The sequence below is a fragment of the gamma proteobacterium symbiont of Axiagastus rosmarus genome, from assembly GCF_059730925.1.
Genome location: NZ_AP035925.1, coordinates 58,427 through 78,504 on the forward strand (window position 1 = coordinate 58,427; position 20,078 = coordinate 78,504).

Sequence of the window (20,078 nt, forward strand, 5' to 3'; positions counted from 1 at the left end):
TGTAGAACGTGTGACGGGCGACCTGAGTCGCCCGGAAAAGTCATCGCTTACGCTTTCAGGCGTGCTTCGCCCCGTGAATTGGCGGCGGCGTTTTGTTGGCCGCCGGTTTAACAATCAGCGTCAGCCACACCGACGCCAGTAGCGCAGCACCCATAAAGACATAGGAGGCGGCAGGACTGCCGGTCGCCCCATTAAGATAGCCTACGATCCATGAACCGATGAAGGAACCCAGTGCGCCCATACTGTTAATCAGCGCCATGGCACCGCCGGAAACGTTGCGTGGCAGCATCTCCGGAATGATGGCGAAGAACGGACCATAGGGGGCGTACATGGCCCCGCCGGCAATCACCAGCAGCGCATACGACAGCCAGAAGTTGCTGGAGCCCACCATCCACGAGCCGAGGAACGCCAGTGCGCCAATCAGCAGCAGCGGCCAGACAAACAGCTTACGGTTTTGCGTCTTGTCTGACGCCCACGACACTACCAGCATGGCGATGGTCGCCACCAGATACGGTACCGCCGACAGCCAGCCCGCTTCGACCATGCCCATCTGCGTGCCGTTACGCAGAATCGACGGCAGCCACAGCACGAAACCGTACACGCCGATGCTCCAGGCAAAATATTGCAGGCACAGCAGGATAACGTTGCGGTTGCGGAAGGCTTCGCTGTAGTTGCGCACCGCTTTAATGTTCTCCTGCTCCTTCTGCAGCTGCGCCTGCAGCGCCGCTTTCTCCTCGTCGCTCATCCATTTGGCCTGGGCCGGTTTATCCTGCACCATAAACCACCAGGCAATCGCCCAGATCACCGCCGGGAAGCCCTCGATGATGAACATCTCGCGCCAGCCAAAGGAGTTAATCAGGTAGCCGGACACCACCGACATCCACAGCACCGTCACCGGGTTGCCGAGGATCAGGAAGGTATTCGCGCGTGAGCGCTCGGATTTGGTAAACCAGTTGCTGATGTAGATCAGCATCGCCGGCATCACCGCCGCCTCCACCACGCCGAGGACAAAGCGGATGGCGGCCAGCATCGGAATATTGCTGACGATACCGGTCAGCGAGGCGCAGCCGCCCCAAAGAATCAGACACCAGAAAATCAGTTTTTTTACGCTGCGGCGCTCGGCATAGACCGCGCCGGGGATCTGAAAGAAGAAGTAGCCAAGGAAGAACAGGGCACCGAGCAGCGATGACATGCCTTTGGTGATACCGAGATCCTCATTTATCCCTGCGGCAGAGGCGAAGCTAAAGTTCGCCCGGTCCAGATACGCCAGACTGTAGGTGATAAACACGATGGGCATGATATACCACCAGCGTTTTGGCGCGATTGTCTGCGATTTCATGGGTGACTCCTCTGGTTGAGGCGGGCGCATTCTGTGGATGCGTCTCGAAATTAGGGTGTAGAGACAGTTTTAGCGTATTGGCACGGCATCGTAGCGGCGCGATTCATCGCGCGTTGTTGACGTTGCGTCCTGCATGTGCGCAATAAATTGCGCCGCTACGGGTCCGTGCGTTGGTTTAATAATCGCCTAGCGCTGCGCGCGTCGGCAGACCTTCGCTGTCGCCGGCAACCTGAATCGCCAGCGAACCAATTTTGTTACCGCGCAGAATCGCCTGCGGCAGCGATTTCCCTTCCAGCAGTGCGCTGATCAGCCCGACCGCAAAGCCATCGCCCGCGCCGACGGTATCCACCACATTCTCCACGTGGATCGGCGCAATCTGGCCCTGTTCGCCCGCGGCGGTTTTATACCAGGCGCCGTCGCTGCCGGTTTTGATCACCACCGCCCGCACGCCTTTGTCGAGGTAGAAATCCGCGATCGCCTCAGGCTGACGGTAGCCGGTCAGAATCAGCCCCTCTTTTTCACCTGGCAGCACCCAGTCGGCGTATTCTGCCAGCAAATTCAGCTGCTTACGCATATCTTCTTCACTGCGCCACAGCACCGGACGCAGATTAGGATCAAAGGAGATGGTTTTGCCGCGGGCGCGCATCTCTTTCGCCGCATGTTTAGCCAGCGCCAGTGAGCTATCGGAAAGCGCGGCGGCCACGCCGCTCAGATGCAGATGGCGCGCGCTGCCGAAATAGCTTTCGTCGAAATCATCCGGTGACAGGTGGCTGGCGGCGGAGCCTTTACGGAAATACTCCACTTCCGGATCGGATCCGTCGTCCACGCGCGCTTTGAGCTGAAAACCGGTGCGATAGCGGTTATCAATGGTCACGCAGCGGTGGTCAACGTGCTCTTTCGCCAGCTGCTGCAGGGTAAAACGGCCGAAGCTGTCGTCGCCGACGCGGCTGACCCAGCCCACCTGCAAACCGAGGCGCGCCAGACCAATCGCCACGTTAAGTTCGGCACCGGCAATGCGCTTCGTGAACTGATCGGCTGCGGCGAGATCGCCGGTTTGCCCGGCGATAAACATCGCCATCGCTTCACCAATGGTGACGACATCCAGCTGAGAGGTGTGTGTCATGCTCAACTCCTTACACCGCGCGCAGCAGATCGACGTAGTGGCGGGTCACCGCCAGTAAATCTGCGCCGGCTAATGGGAACTCAATACCGCGCGGTGCATCGGCCGGCAGCGCCTGCAGCAGCGTGCGCCAGCTGTCGTCGGCGTCATCCAGCGCAATGGCGCGGAAGCTGTCACCGTGCGGCACCGCCGCCTTAACATGAATGTAGCTCACGTAGCGACTGAGCTGCGCCGCCGCCTGCAGCGCGTCCTCGCCGGTCCAGAGCCAGTTGCCCATGTCGAAGGTCATATCCAGCGGCAGCGCGGCATCGCAGGCGTGATGGAAGAAGTGCAGCATTGGCGTCAGCTTACTGTCCGGCGTCTGATCGTTTTCGATGACCAGCGTGACGCGCGAGCCGGCCAGCACCTCGACCAGCTGGCGATCGGCCAGCGAGACATAGTGACCCAGTGCCAGCTTGAGGCGCTGAGCGCCCAGCAGCTCAGCTTCCTGCAGAAACTGCGCCAGACGCGGATTGAGCGCACCGTCCGCCTGCCACAGCGCTTCCGGCACTGAATAGCTGACGCTGAGCTGATGCTGACGCAGCGCGTCGCCGAGCGTATGCAGCTGGCACAATTCGTCGTCGCTGAACAGCTCGCGGCGGATCTCGACGCCATCGGCACCGGCTGCTTTAATCAGCGGCAGCAGCGCTGCCTGGCCGCCCAGTTCTGCCACCTTGTGCGCGCCGTAGGCAGCCGTGACCACAATAATTTCCGCTTTCGACATCTTTCCTCCAGCCTGTCTCGCTGTACTGCCCGCCGCACCGTTTTGCGCCGGACAGCACGTTAATGTGCTGTAAAAAGCTTAATGGAACCGGTTCCAAAGGAAAGTAGCAGAGTGCGGAATTATGATCCTGCTCACGAAGTGAGCCGTGAAAAGCGGGATTAGCGCAGCGGCTGGCTGGAGCCGCGCACAATCAGTTCACCGGAGAAAACCTGCTCGCGAATCGGCTGTTCGCTGCCTTCGATACGCGCGATCACCTGCTCCAGCGCGGCATAGCCGATCTGCCAGGTGGGCTGCTTCAGCGTGGTGATACCGACGCCAGCCAGCGCCGCCCACTCCAGTTCGTCAAAGCCCAGCAGGCCAATGCTCTCGCCCCAGCGCAGCGTCAGGCGCTGTAACGCCCGCGCCACCTGTAGCGTCAGCGCACCGTTGGCGGCCATCACCGCGCAGCGTTTGCCCGGATGGCGCTGATGAAACGCCTGCAGCACCTGTTCCAGCTGCGCCGGCTGATGCAACACCACTTCGGCATTCTCTGCCACCACCTGTGGCGCGCCGCTGATGGTATCAAAGAAGGCGGCGAGACGTTCGCGGCGGGTATTGACGCTGCCGAGCGGTTCACTGAGAAACAGCAGCGCTTCATAGCCGTTATCCAGCAGATGCCGGGTGGCGATGCGGGCGGCCTCCGGGTTGTTGAGCCCGACCACGTCGCAGGCGAAGTCGGGAATTTTGCGGTCAATCAGCACCATTGGCAGCATCGACTGCTGCAGACGGTTGAGCACCTCTTCGTGCATCCCGACCGCATTCACCACAATGCCTTCCACCTGATAGCTGCTGAGCAGCTGCAGGTAGTGCTGTTCGAGGTCAACTTCGTTGTTGGTGTTACACATCAGCAGCGTGAAGCCGCGCGCGCGGCAGGCGGCTTCAATGCCGCTCAGCACATCCACCGAGTAGGGGTTGGTGATATCGGCAATGATCAGGCCTATCAGCCGGGTGCGGCCGCGTTTGAGTCCGCGCGCCATCTGGCTGGGGCGGTAGTTGAGGTCGGCAATTGCCTGTTCGATACGGGCTTTCAGATCCGGCGAAAGCAGATGAACTTCGCCATTCAGATAGCGGGAAACGCTGGTTTTACCGGTTTTTGCCGTGCGGGCAACGTCACTGATTGTGGCTCGTGGCGGCCTGGTTTTCATCACATACACCTGATTAATTGCATCAGGCGAAGACTATCACAGCGCGGCACCCGCGCAATCACTGTGCGTCAGAAGTGAGGCGCAGCATTGGCTGCCACAGCGTCTGTAACTGCGCGGGCGGCGCGCCTTCCAGCAGCTGCAGCACCATTTCGGCGACGCGTTCGCCAATCCGCTGCTGTGATGATTGCAGAATCGCGTTGACCGGTTGCGTGATAATCGAGTCGTGCGGCAGACCATCGTACACGTACAGGGGAATTGCCTGCGCGCCGCTCAGACGCCCGGCCTGCTGCAGGGCAATCGCTGCGCCTTCGCCGAGCGGGCTGCAGTCGGTGATGATGGCGTCAGGCTGAGTATCGTGCGCCAGCCAGGCGCGGGTTTGCTGATAGCCCGCGCGGCGCGAGGGCGGCAGCGCGGCCATCCAGCCAGCCTGCTGTGCGCATGGCGTGGCGGGCAGCGCGTCGATAAACCCCTGCCGGCGGTCAAGAATGTAGGTGCTGGGCTCGTTACCGCCGAGATAAGCGATGCGCGTATAGCCCTGCTGCTGGCAGTGCTGCGCCGCCAGTAGCGTTCCGGCATGGTTATCATAATCAAACCAGGCGTAAGGCTGCGGCAGCTGACTGCGCCCCAGCGTAAGAAAGCGAAAACCCTTCTGCTGTAGGCGCTGCAATCGCACATCCTGCGGCGTGGTATGGGTGACTATCAGCGCGTCCAGCACGCCGCTGCGCAGCATGCGCAGCAAATTGCGCTGCTGATCCTGCGGTTTGTCGGGGAGCAACAGCAGATCGATCTCGTGCAGGGCGAGACGCTGATCGAGCGTCAGCAGCATTTCACTGTAGTAGCTGTCGTTGAGTGAGGCATTGCTGACCGGAAACACCAGCCCGACCGCATTGGCACGGCCGGTCTTCAGGCGACGCGCGGCGGCATTCGGGCGATAACCGCGCCGGTCGGCTTCCTCTTCGATGCGTTTGCGGGTAGCAGCGGCGACATCATCAAACCCATTCAGCGCACGGCTCACGGTGGTCACAGAGAGGCCAAGGGCGGAGGCGATAGCTTTGAGTGACATGATGGCTTTCCACTGATCAAATTTTGATCACGCTAGCATAAAGTCATCGCTGGCTCTATCGTCCGGCGACGTTTACGCGTTATCTGCTGCTTTGCGCGTCAATAAGCGCGTAAAAGCGCGTCAAAAGCCGGCCTGCAGCGGCAGACCGGCCTGTGCCTTAGCCCAGCGGACTCAGGGTGATTTCGACGCGACGGTTTTGGGCTTTACCGGCTTCGGTGCTGTTGCTGGCGACCGGGTTATCCGGGCCCATGCCCTGGGTGCGCAGGCGGTTCTGCGCCACGCCCTGCACGATCAGCGCGCTGGCAACGCTTTCTGCTCGCTGCTGCGACAGGCGCATGTTCAGTGCGCGTGTGCCGGTGCTGTCGGTAAAGCCGACCACGTTGACGGCGGTTTTCGGATACTCTTTCAGCACCATCGCCACGCCGGTCAGCGTATTTGCGCCGGCCGGTTTCAGGTTGGCGCTGCTGGAGTCAAAAGTCACGTTGTTCGGCATGTTCAGTACGATGTTATCGCCCTGACGCGTTACGCTGACGCCGGTGCCGCGCATCTTGTCGCGCAGTTTGGCTTCCTGCACATCCATGTAATAGCCGACGCCGCCGCCCAGTGCCGCACCGGACGCTGCGCCAATCAGCGCACCTTTACCGCGATCTTTCTTCGACGAAGAGAGCACGCCCACGCCAGCGCCCAGCACCGCGCCCAGACCCGCGCCGATGCCCGATTTCCCGGCCTGCGATTCGCCGGTATAAGGATTGGTGGTACAACCCGACAGCGCCACGCTGCCGCTCATTAACAAGGCCAGCGCCAGTACACGCTTTTTCATGAAAAAGTCCCTCATACGGAAACGGGGAAAATGCCCCAAAACGGCACTATTATGCCGTTCAATGATGGGGAAATTCGTGAGGCGCAGTCTTAATTTGTAAACTTTTGCCTTAAAGATTATCGGGATGGCAGAAACAGCTGGTTTGATGATCGTTTATCAGCCCGCAGGCCTGTAAAAAAGAGTGGCAGGTTGTAGGCCCGACGAATTTAAAACCACGCTTCTTAAGCGCTTTAGACAGTGCAATGGCCGGTTCGGAGGTGGTGGGCGCCAGTTTGTAATCCGCGTAACGGTGCAAAATCGGCTGGTTATCGACAAATGACCAGATAAAGCGGGAAAAGTCTTCACCGGTGGCCTCCAGCGCCAGCAGCGCTTTGGCATTATTGATGATGGCTTCCAGCTTGCCGCGATGGCGGATCAAACCGCTGTTCTGCAGCAGGCGCAGCAGATCGGCCTCATCCATCAGCGCCACCGCCTGCGGATCAAAATCATGAAACGCCTGGCGGTAGTTCTCGCGCTTTTTCAGCACGGTGATCCATGACAGGCCAGCCTGTTGCCCCTCCAGACACAGCATCTCAAATAAGGCGCGCTTATCGGTCTGCGGCACGCCCCATTCCGTGTCGTGGTACGCCAGATAAAGCGCATCCTGTGTTACCCAGCCACATCGCTGCATTGCATCACTCCCTAAGCATGAGGAAAAAGCGGTCAGTCGCTTGACGTTTGAAAGAATCGATTAATAGTTAATCAATGGGTGCCGATAATAACGTCATGGACGTTCGCGCTGCAACCGGGTGAACGCTTCAGGATCATCATCAATTTCAAGGCCAACCCGATCCCTTCCGGCTCGTCAGGAGTCTTTCATGTGGCAGAACAGTCAGCGGACCGGCCAGCGTCTCCTTGCGCTGGCCTTTAGCGGTGGGTGGCTACTGGTGGCGGCCCTGCCGGCGTACGCCTGGGATCAGGCCAGCGAGAGCAGCGCGCCGGATTACAATGCGATACTTGCCGAAAAAATTTCCAGTAATCATCTGATGCTGACAGAAAACCGCGACAGCGATCTGCTTGATGCCGCGCTCAATCCGCCCGGCGGCGGCATGGCGCTGCATAGCGAAACGGCCAGCGTCGGCAACTCGCCGCTGGTGAACCGCTACTCGGCAGGCTGGAACCTGCCAATGAATGACCGCCTGCGCACCGGTCCGGTGGCGCAGTTTGCCGTCGATGATTCCACTCTCAGCTGCGCCGCCTGCGCGCCGGTTGATCGTAATAACGCCGAACACATCGCTTCACTGGGCTGGCGCGTGGATTCCAGTTTTGGCTGGATATCGCCGTGGGCACAGGTGAGTTACAGCCATCAGCTCAGCTTCGACGGCACGGCCGCGCCGCGCGATCGGCCGGAAGAGATGAACCGGGAAACGAACTGGATGGATGTCAGCGTCGGTGCCCGTCTGCCGCTCGGCCAGAACATGGCGGCGTTCGCCTCCTTCGCCCAGACCGGTGCGGTCAGCAGCGGCGAACAGTTCATTTACAACCTCGGCGTCAGCGCCAGCTTCTGAAGCGGCATGAAATGAGAAGTGGTGCCAGCCAGCGGAAATATAATAAGCGCGCTAATTATTTTCTGATTTGGTATCACAATGCGCGAAAACATTATTCTTATTAGCCGCGAACTGGCGGCCTTTATCATCAGTGGATTGGTGCTGGTCTTCTGTATGGCGATGGTCTACATCGACGTCAACTGGATGAACGATGCACTGCACGAAACCTCTTTCACCGAAGCGACACAGGAGCTGATGCTGGCGGCCATTGCCGCACTGTTCTTCCTCGCCGCCTGGCAACGACCGCAGCAGCGCAGCGCGCTGATTCTGGTCGGTGGCTTCTTCAGCTGCATGCTGATTCGTGAAATGGATTTTCTGTTCGACGTGGTGCAGCACGGCGCATGGCTGTGGTTTGCGCTGGCAACGACCGCGGCCTCGCTGGCGATGGCGCTGCGTCAGCCGCGGCAAATCCTGCCGGGCCTGGCGGCACTGCTGCAGCATCGCAGCTGGCAAATGATGGCCGCCGGGCTGCTGGCGGTGCTGGTGTTCTCGCGGCTGTTTGGCATGCATGAGCTGTGGCAGCAACTGATGCTGGATGGCTATAACCGCGTGGTGAAGAACATGGCGGAAGAGGGCAGCGAGCTGTTTGGCTACAGCCTGTGTCTGGTGGCATCGCTGCGCTATCTGTGGCAAACCCGCCCGGCGCTGGCAACGGCCCACGCCAGCCGTCGCATGGTCAGCATTGAGGCGGCTGAACCGCACTTCGCCTCGCGCTAAATCCGCGCGGTTTTATGGCGATCCCCGGTGCTAAAACAGGTACACTGACCGCTTAGCACCGGGTCGCCGGTGCACCGGGTGAGTCAACGTCAGGTTTCTTCATGTCAGTCAAAATCTTATCTTCAACGCTGGTGGGGCTGGACGGCTTTTGCCACGATCCCCTCACCACGCTGCAGCAGGCCGATAACGGCACGCTGGCGGTGCTGCACAATAATGTTCCGGCGTTTTACGCGATCACGCCGCAGCGTCTCGCGCACCTGCTGGCGCTGGAAGCGGCGGCGCAGCAGCCGAATGATGTCACGCTGGACGACAGCCTGTTTCACAGCGACGCCGCGCCGGTCGCCGTGCCGGTGGGCAAGTTCGCCATGTATTCGGGCTGGCAGCCGGACAGCGACTTCCAGCGCCAGGCGGCGATCTGGGGCGTGGCGCTGAGCGAGCCGGTGACCGCCGCAGAGCTGGCGGCTTTCGTCGCCTACTGGCAGGCCGAAGGCCGGCTGTTTCACCATGTACAGTGGCAGCAGAAACTGGCGCGCAGCGTGCAGATGAACCGCGCCGCCAACGGCGGTCAGCCAAAGCGCGATATCACCCAGATCAGCAATACTGATTATGATATTCCCGATGGATTCCGAGGTGAGTAATGAAAACGCCGAACGATCTTTTCAGTCGCCTGAAAAAAATCATGCCCGCAGATGTGCAGCCAAAGTTTAAAAACGGCGCCGAGCTGCTGGCGTGGAATCAGGAGCAGGGCCGGCTGCGCTCAGAAGCGATTGTGCGCGAAAACCGCGCCATGAAGATGCAGCGCATCATGGGCCGCTCCGGCATCCGTGAGTTGCACATGAACTGCTCGTTCGACAACTACCGCGTCGAAAATGACGGCCAGCGCAAGGCGCTCAGTCTGGCGCGTGAATACGCCGCCGGGTTTGAGAACAGCATCGCCAGCTTTGTCTTCTCCGGCCGTCCTGGCACCGGTAAAAACCATCTGGCGGCGGCGATTGGTAACGATCTGATTCTGCGCGGCAAAAGCGTGCTGATTGTCACGGTGGCCGATCTGATGTCGAGCATGAAAGGCACCTTCAGCGGCGGCAGCGACCTGACCGAAGAGCGGCTGCTGCAGGATCTCAGCCATGTCGATCTGCTGGTGATCGATGAGATCGGCATGCAGAGCGAATCGCGCTACGAGAAAGTGATCATCAATCAGATTGTTGATCGCCGTTCGTCGTCAAAGCGGCCGACCGGCATGCTCTCCAACCTCGATCCGGCCGGCATGAATACGCTGCTTGGCGAACGGGTGATGGATCGCATGCGCCTCGGTAATAGCCTGTGGGTGCGTTTTGACTGGGAAAGTTACCGCAGCCGCGTGCGCGGCGACGAGTACTGATACGCGGCAGAAGCGGTAAAAACCCGGTTTTACCGGCGATTAACCGACGGTGCGGGCTGCTAAACTTACACCTATTACTCTTTGTCAGGTGAGGGTGCGATGAAAGCAGCCGGGAAAGGACCAGCGGTACTTCGACTGAACAACCTCAAGCGGGTGATGACGCAGCTGCGTACCACCCGCATCACTTCCCGCCAGGATCTGGCGCTGGCGCTCGACCTGAGCAAAAACACCGTTTCCCTGATTATCGATGACCTGCTGGCGCAGGGGCTGATTCACGAGCTTGGCCCGGTCAGCGTGGCGGCGGCCGGCCGGCCCAAAATTGAGATCGAACTGCGCGCGGGTCAGCTGAAAAGCGCGGGCATCATGGTGGAGCGCCAGGCGATTCACTGGCGCGTGTGCGACTACTTTTCGCGCGTGGTGGCCGAGCAAACCTGGCGCACCGAAACGGCCGATGCCGACGGGCTGCTGCACGAGCTGACGGAAGTGTGTCAGACGCTGCGCGCGGCGCATCCGGCGCTGCTGGGCGTCGCCATCGGTTTTCCCGGCATCATTGATTCTCAGCGCGGGCGGGTGCACTTTTCTGCGCCGCTCGGCTGGCAGGATGTCGATGTGCTGACGCCGCTGCGGCGCGGCGTTGAGCTGCCGCTGCGCATCATGAATAACGTCAAAGCGGCCGCGCTGCTTGCGGTGCAGCAGCTGGAGCTCAATAAAGCGCAAAGCCACTTCTATCTGCGCATCGCCGATGGCGTGGGCGGCGCGCTGGTGGAGCGCGGCGAGGTGTTCAGCGGCAGCAGTTGGACCGCCGGTGAGATCGGCCATCTGAGCGTGCAGCCCAACGGCGCGCGCTGCAGCTGCGGGCGACAGGGTTGTCTGGAGACGCTGGTCAGCCTGCCGGCGATCCAGCAGCAGCTGGCCCGGCGTAAGCCCGGCTTACGCTGGCAGTCCGGCGACAGCGAGCCAGAGATCGTGTATGAGCTGATGGCGCAGACCGGCCGCTATCTCGGCCATGCGCTGAGCCAGGTGATGCAGCTGGTCAATCCGGCCAGCATCATCATTGACGGCCCGTGGAATGCGCAACCGGCGTTTGTGCAGGCGGTACAGCAGGCGGCGCAGGCCGGCACGCTGGCGTTTACCTTTGCCCATACCGCGCTGCACTTTCTGCCGCAGCGCATCGATCCGGCCAACGGTCTGGCGCTGGCGGTGATTGAGCATTACGAACGACCGGTATGACCGGCTGAGCAGCGTTTCTTTTTTGACTCGCCAGCGGGCATAATACGTTGATTGACAGGCTCTCTTTGCGGACCGCGCAATGAAAACGCAGCGCATCACTCTGGACGATATTGCGACTCTCGCAGGGGTCACCAAGATGACGGTGAGCCGCTATCTGCGCACGCCGGAAAAGGTCAGGGCGGAAACGGCGGCGAAAATCGCCAGCGTCATGGCCGAAATCGGCTACGTCGCCGAACAGGAAAACACCGCGGCGTCGCGGCACCCGCCGCCGCGCATCGGCGTGCTCATCCCCTCATTCAATAATCAAATCTTTGCCGATCTGCTGGCCGGAATCGAATCGGTCACCAGCGCCCACGGCTATCAGACGCTGGTGGTCAACTACGATTACAATCCGCAGCGCGAAGAGGAGCAGATTGCCACGGTACTGGCTTTTAACGTGCAGGGATTGATCCTGACCGAGTCGGTGCACACCGTGCGCGCGGAAAAGTATCTCAACGCGGCCACCATTCCGGTCGCCGAAGTGATGGGACTGAGCGAGACCCGCGGGCGCATTAACGTCGGCTTTGATAATTACCGTGCTGGCTACGACATGACTGCGATGCTGCTGGCCAGCGGTAAACAGCGGGTGATTTATTTTGGCTCGATGTCCGATCGCCGTGACCAGCAGCGCTACGCCGGCTATTGCGATGCCGTGGCGGCGGCCGGATTGCCGGCCGGACGCATCGTACCGAACAAAGTCTCTTCGGTGTCGATTGGCACCGGCATGATGACGCTGGCGCGCCAGCTCTATCCGCAGATGGATGCCATTCTCTGTACCAACGATGATCTGGCGGTCGGCGTGCTGCAGGAGTGTCAGGCGGCAGGCATTGCAGTGCCGCAGGCGCTGGCGATTGCCGGATTCCACGGACTGGAGATTGGTCAGGCGACAACGCCGCGGCTGGCCAGTGTGATTACACCGCGCTTCGAGATGGGCAAAGTGGCAACGGAAATTGTGCTGAAGAAGATTAACCAGCAGCCCACCATTGAACAGGTGGATTTGCATTATCAGCTGTCGATGGGCGCCACCATTTGAGCGGTGGCGCTTTGGTGCAGGCGCGACGTGCGCCTGCATAATTAACGCTTAGTCGCGTGCAGCGGTGGGCGGCACAATCGACGGCTGAGCGTGATGGGTGCGCTTCAGGAAACGGCTCTCCAGCAAATTCCACGAGGTGTAAGCCAGCGCCAGCGTCATTACAATTGTCAGCCCCAGGCCAGCAAACGCGTTGGCATCGAACACACCGAAATGCTGCAGCACCTGAATAATCGGCCAGTGATAGAGGTACATGCCGTAAGAGAGATCGCCGTACTGGCTGATTTTAATCTCTTTACACAGGCTGGTGCAGAACAGAATCACTACCGCCGAAAACGCCACCGGCTCAACGATAAACGCGTAATCCGTGCTCTTGAACAGCAGGAACACCACCAGTGACACAATGGTGATCTCTTTCAGACGGTCAAAGGTTGGCTGATGCACCGCCAGCAGGCTGCCAAAGAAGAAGTAGGACGACAGCGCAATAAACTGCTTGGCCAGCGTATCGGCTTTCGGGCCGCTGTACAGCGCGGTGAAGTAGAAGTACCAGGCGCAGGAGATAATAAAAATCACGCTCCACACCTTCAGCGGGCTTCGCTTCAGCAACGGCACGATAAAGGGCAGCAGCACGTAGAGCGTCAGCTCGGCTTTGATGGTCCACAGTGAACCATCCAGCGGCTGATTGGGGTTGTTGGTAAACACGCCCGGCAGCGACGGCTGAATAAAGTTAAGAAACGAGAAGTTGGCGACCAGATATTTAAGGGTTTCTTTATTTTTCAGGAAATCCATCAGCGGCAGAGTAGTAAGACACATGCCAATCACAAAACACATGATGATGGTGAAAATATAAGCCGGCAATATACGTTGCGCGCGCTTAATAAAATAGGACGTCAGCGATTTACTTCTTAAGTAACTTTTTGCAATAAGAAAACCACTTATTGCGAAAAATCCTTTGACGGCAAAATCACTATTGAGAAAATGCGCCAGGAAACGGATATCGGCGTTTCTCGTCACCTCAGCGGAATGCACCAGCATTACGATAAAGGCGAGGGAAAGTCGTACGATGTCAAAATTGTTTTTTTCGTTCATGTCAGCATTCTTTCATTGAGTGACGACGTGCCAGGAAAAGCCATGAAAGACTTTGCATGGTTGCTTCGGAATATTCTTATCACAGGTGTTCTGCGTGAGCAGATGCAATCTATTAGAATTTTAATCCACATAAAAAGCAAGCAATGTTCAGGACCAGTAAAATATTCGGATTTTCCCTGGATGACGATGAGAAAGGGCTTATTAATGAAAAAACGCTAACCAGTTGGCTAGCGTTATTTCTGGACCTAACGGAACAGCTGGAAAGTGCGTGACACCTCATAGCCGACAATCGACTGCTTGCTCGATACGGTGTTGTAGTAGAGATAGTACAGCACCATCAGAATGGTGACAGCCACGGCAAGCACCTTCTTCAGCTTTCTGGTTTCCCAGATACACAGCGAAATAAGCACCGGCTCAACCTGCAGCAAATAGTTCGCCAGACGACCACCAGAAGCGTAATCCTGTAGCGCCATCCTCAGGCCACTGCCGATGGCAAAAGTGATCACCAGAATGTAATAGGTATTAAACTTTTCCGGGTCGAAATTTTTAATTTTATCGCTCAGCAACATGTAGCTGAAGATAAAGACGAAGCCGATATTCTTCAGGTTCGACAGGGTCAGAATACCCTGTTCCTGGCGAGAATCGGCATCGGCATAGCCCATGGCCCTGTCGCCCAGCGCACCGAGGTGGCTGGAGAGCGCGGCGATCAGCGCTGAACTGCCGAGAAACGCCAGCGGCAGGCTGGCGACCACGATAGCAATCGGGATGTATTTGTTTTTACGCACAATCATCGCCAGCGGAATCAGCAGCGCGACAATCGCGGTGGCGTGGCTGATAAACGACAGGATGAAGGTGGTGATCATGCCAGACTTGCTGCGCCGCGACATGTGCCAGACGAAGCCCATTAAAAACGCCGAACATAAACCGAAGCGAATCTGGTTCATGTCTTTGTTGATAAACAGGTGTGCAGAGTAGACGGCGAGGGCCACCAGCGGCAGCGGTGTCAGCTTACGGAAGTAGTGCGCGTTGACACCAACAGCGATGACCGCGAAGACAAAGATGAAAATGTCCGGATTAGCGGTAAAGATACGTGTCGCGCCGGCAATGGCGTAAATGGCTGGTTCATAACGGAATTCCACGACCGCACGCCAGAAACCTTCGATAATAATTTTATCGATAAACTGGGCATAGAAGTCGCGATACTGGAAGTCATCAAGGCCGGTTCCCAGGCCACGAATACCGCCAAAAGTAAAAAGTACTACAACGGCAACAAAATAAAGCCACGTCCTGATTTGCGCTGTGTTTTCATTTTTACTTAACATGATTTCGACAATAGCGACGAAAGTCAGGCTAAGACTTATGATCCAGTAAATTCCCATGGTCACAGATTCTTATAGTTTAAAATTCACTTATAACATACGGCCTTGTTAACGTAAACATGAGAAAAGTCTAATTTTTCCTGGTCCGATATTATATTGAATAGGTTTTGCCATATTTATTTGCTACCGTTTCCACAGACATTTTTCGATGAGTATTTTTTTTCATTATCTCGCGGGGAGCTGGAGCGTCACTGAGCGATTTTATCCGCTCAGTTTGACTTTTGTTACTGTTTTTATTCAGGATTTGGAGCCAGTGCGATGAGAGGGTTGCGGATATTTAGCCTGTTTTTTTTACTGTATCTTCCGGCCGCGTTTGCCAATAAGGAAATTCCGATCTGGCCAGATGAAGTGTCAGCAAATAATAAATTTATTAATTTTAGTAAAAATCCGGCCATTAATAACCGGGCTGTTACCCACGTCGATGCGCCACAAATGATTTATGTTCCGGCAACCGGAAAAAATAATCATGCGGCGGTGCTAATCATTCCCGGTGGGGGTTTTTCTTATATTATGAAAGATCTTGAAGGGCTGGATGTGGCCAACGTGCTCAGCCAGCAGGGCTATGCTTCATTTGTGTTAATTTATCGTCTGCCACACGACGGTTCAGCGCAGTATCGCCAGCAGGCTTTTGCCGATACCCAGCGAGCGCTGCGGCTGATTCGGGCCAATGCGCAGCAGTACCAGGTAGCGCCTGACCGCATTGGCGTGATGGGCTTTTCCGCCGGTGCCTTTCTTGCCGCCAATCTTAGCAACACTCCCGATGAAGCTAACTATCAGGCGGTCGATGCGCAGGATAAGGTGTCGGCGCGCCCGGATTTCAGCGCGCTCATCTATCCGGTGCTGTCGCTGAAACAGGGCGTGACCCACCCAGGCACGCGCACGGCGCTGTATGGTAAAGATCTCACTGCCCAACAAATGGCGCAGCTTTCGCAGGAAGATCGCGTCAGCGCGCACACGCCGCCGACTTTTCTGGTGCAGGCGCTGAATGATGGCACCGCCTCACCGCAAAACGCGCTGGGCATGTTCAGCGCACTGCGGCAGAACAAGGTCAACGTGGAGCTGCATCTGTTCCAGCAGGGCGGTCACGGCTTTGGCACCGGCCAGAAGCAACATCTGCCGGTGCAAAACTGGCTCACCCTGTTCCACGCCTGGCAAATCAGCCTGGTGAAGCGGTAAGCAGGATGTTTATTGCTTTACAACACGATTGAACGGCAGCCAGCAATCAATGGCCAGCTGTAGCTGCTCGATACGCGTAGTCAGGCCAGCCAGACCCACGCTGAGCAGGTCGCCATCGCGCGCATCGACGCAGGCCTGCTCCAGCTGCTGGCAAAGCTGATTGATATCTGCTGCATAGATAATTTGAGCTGCCCCGGCCAGCCGGTGCAGCGTGCGTGCCAGCGCCGGCCACTGCTGCTGCGCCAGTTCCTGCTGGGCCTGTTGCAAATCGCGCTGATTCTCTTCGCATACCCTGGGCAGCAGTTTTGCCACCATATCGTCATCGTGGTGCACCATGGCGCGCAGCTGCGGCAAAGACAGCAATGCCGGCAGGGCAACAGGCTGCGCCAGGGCAGCGTTAAGCTGATCCGGATGCAGCGGCTTAAACAGGCACGCATCCATACCAGCCGCGAGGCCGCGTTCGCGCGTCTCAACCAGTGCACTGCCGGTAAGTCCGATGATTTTGTGACGATAACCACGGCGACGTAACACACTGGTCAGCGTAAAACCATCCATCTGCGGCATATGGCAATCGGTGATTACCGCGTCAATTTGCTGTGTTGCGATGATCTCAGGTGCGAGGTCAGGCTGGCCGATCGCAGTAACACGATGCTGCAGCGCTTCCAGCTGACGGGTCAGCAGCAAACAATTCGCCGGATGATCGTCAACCACCAGGATATGCAGTGCCGGCACGGCGGGGGGCGCATCAGTCGCGCACAGGGCTACCGGCGGCGGTGCACGACTCGGCAGCGGCAGCGTGACGTGAACCAGGGTGCCTTCACCCGGCTCGCTGTGCAGGCGCATGCTGCCCTGCATCTGTTGCAGCAGCTGCGCGCTGATCACCAGCCCCAGTCCGCTGCCAGTTTGCTGACGACCGGCTGTGGTCTGCGCAAATGGCTGAAACAGCTGCTGTTGCTCCTGTTCGCTGATGCCAATGCCGCTATCCTGCACTTCAATTTCCAGCACCAGTTCGCCAGTGGCGTTTTGCTCACCGCTGAGATACACCGCCACGTTTCCCTGCGGCGTGAATTTAATGGCGTTGCTGATGTAATTGGCGATCACCTGACGCAGGCGCGGCGCATCAACCCAGACTTCAAGATCAGGCAGCGTAGTGTGATAGGTAAGCGTAAGGTTTTTTTCATGCGCCAGCCCCTGATAGAGCTGCAGTACCGGCTGGCACAGGGTCGCGATGCTATGCCACTGCGGTGCCAGCGTCAGCTGCCCGCGCTCAATCTTCGCCATATCCAGAATATCGCCCACCAGGCCGCTTAATGCCTGTGCCGATTGCCATGCAGTCAGCAGCGCCTCGCTGGCACCGGCCTTACGCGCTTCCAGCGCCAGCAGGCCGATGATCGCGTTGACCGGATTGCGAATCTCATGGCTCACGGTAGCAACCCAACGGCTTTTGGCCTGATTTTCACGATCGGCACGATCGCGGGCGATCTGCAATTGCCGCTGCGCCCGGCGGCGGCGGCGGATTTCCCGGCCGCGCTGATACACCCAGAGCAGGCAGGCGAGGGAGACGACGGCTGCCACGCCCGCCAGCGCATAAAATGGCGTGCGATACAGTGGCCAGCTGCTGGCCGTCACCTCGGGCGTACCCTGCCAGCGGCTGGTGAGCTGCGAGATCTCACTGGGTAATATTTCATTCAGGGCCTTATTCATGATGCTGAGCAGCTCGGGATCGCCAGCGTGCACGGCGAAACTGATGTGAGCGGGCTGGGTGCCGACGCGCTGGGCAATGCGCATCCGTCCGGAAAAATAGCGTTTGATCAGGTAAGCGGCGCCCAGCTGGTTATGCACCATGCCATCGGCTTTGCCTTCCACCACTTGCTGCATGCCGAGACTGGCATTGTCTACCAGCTGTAGCTGTACTTCAGGATAGTGTTGCTGCAGCCAGCCAATGACCGGGCTGCCTTTCATTACGCTGATACGTAAGCCCGAGTGCAGCGCGGCGGGTGCACCCGCGGTAGCGGCGGTAATCAGCACAAACGGCGTGTGCAGCCACGGCTGGGTAAAACGGCCTGGCCACTGCGCGTTATAGGAGAGTGCGGCCACCATGTCGATTTTATGCTGTTGAAGCTGCATCAGAAGCGTGTCTTCGTGATACTCCGGCACGGCGACAAAATTGATACCGGTGCGCAGGTGGATTTGGTGCAGCAGTTCGGCACTGATGCCCTGAAACTGATTACGTCCATCCAGCAGCGCCAGTGGCGCAAAAAACGGATTAAAACCCACGCGCACGCTGCCGTGCTGCTGTAGCCAGCGCTGTTCAGCAGCCGTAAGCGCCAGCGGCTGCTGCAGACGCCAGATGTCCGGGCGCTGTGTCCACTGGCGTGAGATCGCGCGATGCTGCTCTGCGGGGATCGCCGCGATGACGCGATTTATCGCACGCAGCAATACCGGCCTGCGCTGACTCACCAGTAGCCGACTGGCATCCTGCGCGCGTGGGGCGAGAATGTCGGCCAGCGCCAGCTGATTGAGGTAGTTGCGTTCAATTAAAAAGCTGGCGGAGGTCAGATTATCGAGCACGTAATCCGCCTCGCCGGTCGCCAGCGCCGACAGCGCGACGCGACTGGAGGCATAACGCATGATGTGCGCCTGAGGAAATTGCGCCCGGATTGCGCTGTCGCTGAGATAGTGCTGGTCCACCGCCAGTCTGACTGGCGCTGCATAAGGCACCGGCTGCATGGCGCGATCGCGCTGGGTCACCACCACCGGTCGGTTGATCAGCAGATTGTGTGAGGCGTCCAGCTGGGCGTTGGAAGGCACAGTGTTCCCGGCTTTGCTAAACAGCATATCAGCCTGGTCGGCAGCGATAGCGGCCAGCGCCGCGTCACGATCGGCATAGCGCAGCATCTCTATCCGCATGCCGAGTGCCTGGCCTATCAGCCGGGCGTAATCAGCAAATACGCCTTCCACGTTTTTTTCCTCAGATGACATATCAAGGAAGGTGAGATAAGGCGGAATATCGGGCGCCCACAGCGCAATGCGCAGCGTGGGCAACTGACGCAATGCCTGCCAATCGTCCTGCGACAGTTGCGGTATCAGCGGTGCCAGCGGTTCCCGCTCCAGCGGAATATAGAGCTGTGGCATCGGCTGCGCCACCGTGGGGCTGCAGCACAGCACCAGTCCGATAAACATCAGCAGACGGATCATGAGGCTTCCATTTGATTGCGATGCACGAAAGCAAATAAATCACTCATGGTTTTGCAGTGCAGTTTATCCATTAACCGGCTTTTATAAGTGCTGACGGTTTTATTACTGACGCCCATCCGCGCCGCGATGCGCATATTATTCAGGCCCTTAATAATGTGATGAAAAACCTGAAACTCCTGTGGTGACAATGATTCAATCATTTTTTTCTCCGCCTGCGTGCTTTCCTGCTCCATTTGCTGCATAAAACCGCCCAGCGGGAAATAACCGTAACCACGTTGTGTCGCCTGAATAGCAGTGGCGATCTCTGGCATATCGGTTTTTTTACTGACAAAGCCATTGGCGCCGCTGCGCAGGCTCTGCACGGCATACACGTTTTCATTTTTCCCGGAGATAACAATGATTTTTCCTGGAAAACTCTGATCGCGCAACGACTTAACCACTTCAATTCCGTCCAGCGACGGCAGGTCGATATCAATGATGACGATATCCGGCTGCTGCTGCTGAATCAACGTTACCGCTTCCCGGCCATCGGCGCTTTCGGCCAGCACCGTATGTCCATTTTGTTCCAGCAAATAACGAACGGCCATCCGCGCGATCGGATGGTCATCAACCACAACGACCTGAGCCATAGTTAACCTTTTCCTGATGAGTGAATGACAGGTCAAACTTTAGCCGCTCGCTGAATTTTATATATTGCGTATGATCAAGAACAATAAAATAATTATTTGTAGTCTATGTCCTACAGAGTGAATTTAATTTCAAAAAGGAATTTATTATTCCGCCTAGGGGAGTTTTGTTTCCTGGTGGGAAATATACATTCCGTTTCTGTCACTTAGTTCATTAATTAATTAACTGATGCCCAATCGCCTTTTCACCGTAATTTCTTTTACTGTGGCGGTCTGCCTTTTCCCATTTGGCAGCCTGATTAACGCGGATGCCTGGTCAGGGCGCCATCAACCCTCAGCCG

19 protein-coding genes are annotated in these 20,078 nt (G+C 57.8%); 8 read left to right on the top strand and 11 right to left on the bottom strand.

The window, feature by feature from the left end; all coding sequences use genetic code 11:
- Nucleotides 1-55 precede the first annotated feature (55 nt).
- The 7 genes from AC6I8F_RS00285 to AC6I8F_RS00315 all read right to left on the bottom strand — a co-directional run bounded on the left by AC6I8F_RS00285 (nucleotide 56) and on the right by AC6I8F_RS00315 (nucleotide 6,959).
- Nucleotides 56-1,339, bottom strand: a complete 1,284-nt coding sequence (locus AC6I8F_RS00285; RefSeq protein WP_021506893.1) for an MFS transporter — start codon at nucleotides 1,337-1,339, stop codon at nucleotides 56-58.
- 175 nt (nucleotides 1,340-1,514) lie between these two features.
- Nucleotides 1,515-2,462, bottom strand: a complete 948-nt coding sequence (locus AC6I8F_RS00290; protein ID WP_336701228.1) for a sugar kinase — start codon at nucleotides 2,460-2,462, stop codon at nucleotides 1,515-1,517.
- A 10-nt stretch (nucleotides 2,463-2,472) separates the two neighbouring features.
- Nucleotides 2,473-3,222 (bottom strand): sugar phosphate isomerase/epimerase family protein, encoded by a 750-nt coding sequence (locus tag AC6I8F_RS00295; protein ID WP_338670621.1) that lies wholly within the window; start codon nucleotides 3,220-3,222, stop codon nucleotides 2,473-2,475.
- 158 nt (nucleotides 3,223-3,380) lie between these two features.
- Nucleotides 3,381-4,406, bottom strand: a complete 1,026-nt coding sequence (locus AC6I8F_RS00300) for a LacI family DNA-binding transcriptional regulator (RefSeq protein ID WP_058758181.1) — start codon at nucleotides 4,404-4,406, stop codon at nucleotides 3,381-3,383.
- Nucleotides 4,407-4,464: 58 nt separating this feature from the next.
- The gene (locus AC6I8F_RS00305) at nucleotides 4,465-5,469 is read right to left on the bottom strand and encodes a LacI family DNA-binding transcriptional regulator (protein WP_338670622.1); all 1,005 of its coding nucleotides are present in this window, start codon (nucleotides 5,467-5,469) and stop codon (nucleotides 4,465-4,467) included.
- A 157-nt stretch (nucleotides 5,470-5,626) separates the two neighbouring features.
- A complete protein-coding gene (locus AC6I8F_RS00310) occupies nucleotides 5,627-6,289 on the bottom strand; it encodes an OmpA family lipoprotein (protein ID WP_021506888.1) in 663 nt (220 codons plus the stop codon).
- A gap of 109 nt (nucleotides 6,290-6,398) precedes the next feature.
- A complete protein-coding gene (locus tag AC6I8F_RS00315) occupies nucleotides 6,399-6,959 on the bottom strand; it encodes a DNA-3-methyladenine glycosylase I (RefSeq protein WP_058781878.1) in 561 nt (186 codons plus the stop codon).
- Between the two features lie 187 nt (nucleotides 6,960-7,146).
- Here AC6I8F_RS00315 and AC6I8F_RS00320 point away from each other — a divergent pair, with 187 nt between their 5' ends.
- From AC6I8F_RS00320 to AC6I8F_RS00345, 6 genes are all read left to right on the top strand, one after another.
- Nucleotides 7,147-7,836, top strand: coding sequence for an autotransporter domain-containing protein (locus tag AC6I8F_RS00320; protein ID WP_125311765.1), 690 nt, complete (start codon nucleotides 7,147-7,149; stop codon nucleotides 7,834-7,836).
- Nucleotides 7,837-7,914: 78 nt separating this feature from the next.
- Entirely contained in the window at nucleotides 7,915-8,592 is a 678-nt protein-coding gene (locus AC6I8F_RS00325; RefSeq protein WP_498028380.1) for a hypothetical protein, read from the top strand.
- Nucleotides 8,593-8,693: 101 nt separating this feature from the next.
- Nucleotides 8,694-9,230 (top strand): primosomal protein DnaT, encoded by a 537-nt coding sequence (dnaT, locus tag AC6I8F_RS00330; protein WP_275027333.1) that lies wholly within the window; start codon nucleotides 8,694-8,696, stop codon nucleotides 9,228-9,230.
- Nucleotides 9,230-9,970 (top strand): replicative helicase loader DnaC, encoded by a 741-nt coding sequence (gene dnaC / locus AC6I8F_RS00335; RefSeq protein WP_021506883.1) that lies wholly within the window; start codon nucleotides 9,230-9,232, stop codon nucleotides 9,968-9,970. Before dnaT ends, dnaC begins: the two co-directional genes overlap by 1 nt.
- A gap of 99 nt (nucleotides 9,971-10,069) precedes the next feature.
- Nucleotides 10,070-11,200: an ROK family protein gene (locus tag AC6I8F_RS00340; protein ID WP_104094305.1), complete on the top strand. Its 1,131-nt coding sequence runs from the start codon at nucleotides 10,070-10,072 to the stop codon at nucleotides 11,198-11,200.
- 79 nt (nucleotides 11,201-11,279) lie between these two features.
- Nucleotides 11,280-12,272, top strand: coding sequence for a LacI family DNA-binding transcriptional regulator (locus AC6I8F_RS00345; protein WP_058775602.1), 993 nt, complete (start codon nucleotides 11,280-11,282; stop codon nucleotides 12,270-12,272).
- Nucleotides 12,273-12,320: 48 nt separating this feature from the next.
- Here the strand turns inward: AC6I8F_RS00345 and AC6I8F_RS00350 are convergent, their stop codons facing one another.
- Nucleotides 12,321-13,358 carry an acyltransferase family protein gene (locus AC6I8F_RS00350; protein WP_058758174.1) on the bottom strand — a complete coding sequence of 346 codons (1,038 nt, stop codon included), beginning with the start codon at nucleotides 13,356-13,358 and terminating at the stop codon, nucleotides 12,321-12,323.
- On the opposite strand from AC6I8F_RS00350, the gene AC6I8F_RS00355 reads away from it, so the two are divergent.
- The gene (locus tag AC6I8F_RS00355) at nucleotides 13,248-13,577 is read left to right on the top strand and encodes a hypothetical protein (RefSeq protein WP_166712405.1); all 330 of its coding nucleotides are present in this window, start codon (nucleotides 13,248-13,250) and stop codon (nucleotides 13,575-13,577) included. The genes AC6I8F_RS00350 and AC6I8F_RS00355 overlap by 111 nt on opposite strands.
- Before the next feature lie 26 nt (nucleotides 13,578-13,603).
- Here AC6I8F_RS00355 and AC6I8F_RS00360 read toward each other — a convergent pair whose 3' ends face one another.
- Nucleotides 13,604-14,680, bottom strand: coding sequence for an EpsG family protein (locus AC6I8F_RS00360; RefSeq protein ID WP_223815726.1), 1,077 nt, complete (start codon nucleotides 14,678-14,680; stop codon nucleotides 13,604-13,606).
- Nucleotides 14,681-15,169: 489 nt separating this feature from the next.
- Here AC6I8F_RS00360 and AC6I8F_RS00365 point away from each other — a divergent pair, with 489 nt between their 5' ends.
- Nucleotides 15,170-15,913 carry an alpha/beta hydrolase gene (locus AC6I8F_RS00365; protein WP_371815521.1) on the top strand — a complete coding sequence of 248 codons (744 nt, stop codon included), beginning with the start codon at nucleotides 15,170-15,172 and terminating at the stop codon, nucleotides 15,911-15,913.
- A gap of 9 nt (nucleotides 15,914-15,922) precedes the next feature.
- Here the strand turns inward: AC6I8F_RS00365 and AC6I8F_RS00370 are convergent, their stop codons facing one another.
- Nucleotides 15,923-19,111: an ATP-binding protein gene (locus AC6I8F_RS00370; RefSeq protein ID WP_498028381.1), complete on the bottom strand. Its 3,189-nt coding sequence runs from the start codon at nucleotides 19,109-19,111 to the stop codon at nucleotides 15,923-15,925.
- On the bottom strand, nucleotides 19,108-19,740 hold the full coding sequence (locus AC6I8F_RS00375; RefSeq protein WP_104189529.1) for a response regulator: 633 nt from the start codon (nucleotides 19,738-19,740) through the stop codon (nucleotides 19,108-19,110). Before AC6I8F_RS00375 ends, AC6I8F_RS00370 begins: the two co-directional genes overlap by 4 nt.
- Nucleotides 19,741-20,078: the final 338 nt, after the last annotated feature.

Bases quoted from the DNA above. Each gene is read 5' to 3' on its own strand.
- AC6I8F_RS00345 (WP_058775602.1), top strand. From the start codon at position 11,280: ATGAAAACGCAGCGCATCACTCTGGACGATATTGCGACTCTCGCAGGG.
- AC6I8F_RS00375 (WP_104189529.1), bottom strand. From the start codon at position 19,740: ATGGCTCAGGTCGTTGTGGTTGATGACCATCCGATCGCGCGGATGGCC.
- AC6I8F_RS00365 (WP_371815521.1), top strand. From the start codon at position 15,170: ATGATTTATGTTCCGGCAACCGGAAAAAATAATCATGCGGCGGTGCTA.
- AC6I8F_RS00320 (WP_125311765.1), top strand. From the start codon at position 7,147: ATGTGGCAGAACAGTCAGCGGACCGGCCAGCGTCTCCTTGCGCTGGCC.
- AC6I8F_RS00305 (WP_338670622.1), bottom strand. From the start codon at position 5,469: ATGTCACTCAAAGCTATCGCCTCCGCCCTTGGCCTCTCTGTGACCACC.
- AC6I8F_RS00340 (WP_104094305.1), top strand. From the start codon at position 10,070: ATGAAAGCAGCCGGGAAAGGACCAGCGGTACTTCGACTGAACAACCTC.
- AC6I8F_RS00360 (WP_223815726.1), bottom strand. From the start codon at position 14,680: ATGTTAAGTAAAAATGAAAACACAGCGCAAATCAGGACGTGGCTTTAT.
- AC6I8F_RS00310 (WP_021506888.1), bottom strand. From the start codon at position 6,289: ATGAAAAAGCGTGTACTGGCGCTGGCCTTGTTAATGAGCGGCAGCGTG.
- AC6I8F_RS00295 (WP_338670621.1), bottom strand. From the start codon at position 3,222: ATGTCGAAAGCGGAAATTATTGTGGTCACGGCTGCCTACGGCGCGCAC.
- AC6I8F_RS00300 (WP_058758181.1), bottom strand. From the start codon at position 4,406: ATGAAAACCAGGCCGCCACGAGCCACAATCAGTGACGTTGCCCGCACG.
- AC6I8F_RS00370 (WP_498028381.1), bottom strand. From the start codon at position 19,111: ATGATCCGTCTGCTGATGTTTATCGGACTGGTGCTGTGCTGCAGCCCC.
- AC6I8F_RS00355 (WP_166712405.1), top strand. From the start codon at position 13,248: ATGCGCCAGGAAACGGATATCGGCGTTTCTCGTCACCTCAGCGGAATG.
- AC6I8F_RS00290 (WP_336701228.1), bottom strand. From the start codon at position 2,462: ATGACACACACCTCTCAGCTGGATGTCGTCACCATTGGTGAAGCGATG.
- dnaT (WP_275027333.1), top strand. From the start codon at position 8,694: ATGTCAGTCAAAATCTTATCTTCAACGCTGGTGGGGCTGGACGGCTTT.
- AC6I8F_RS00285 (WP_021506893.1), bottom strand. From the start codon at position 1,339: ATGAAATCGCAGACAATCGCGCCAAAACGCTGGTGGTATATCATGCCC.
- AC6I8F_RS00315 (WP_058781878.1), bottom strand. From the start codon at position 6,959: ATGCAGCGATGTGGCTGGGTAACACAGGATGCGCTTTATCTGGCGTAC.
- dnaC (WP_021506883.1), top strand. From the start codon at position 9,230: ATGAAAACGCCGAACGATCTTTTCAGTCGCCTGAAAAAAATCATGCCC.
- AC6I8F_RS00325 (WP_498028380.1), top strand. From the start codon at position 7,915: ATGCGCGAAAACATTATTCTTATTAGCCGCGAACTGGCGGCCTTTATC.
- AC6I8F_RS00350 (WP_058758174.1), bottom strand. From the start codon at position 13,358: ATGAACGAAAAAAACAATTTTGACATCGTACGACTTTCCCTCGCCTTT.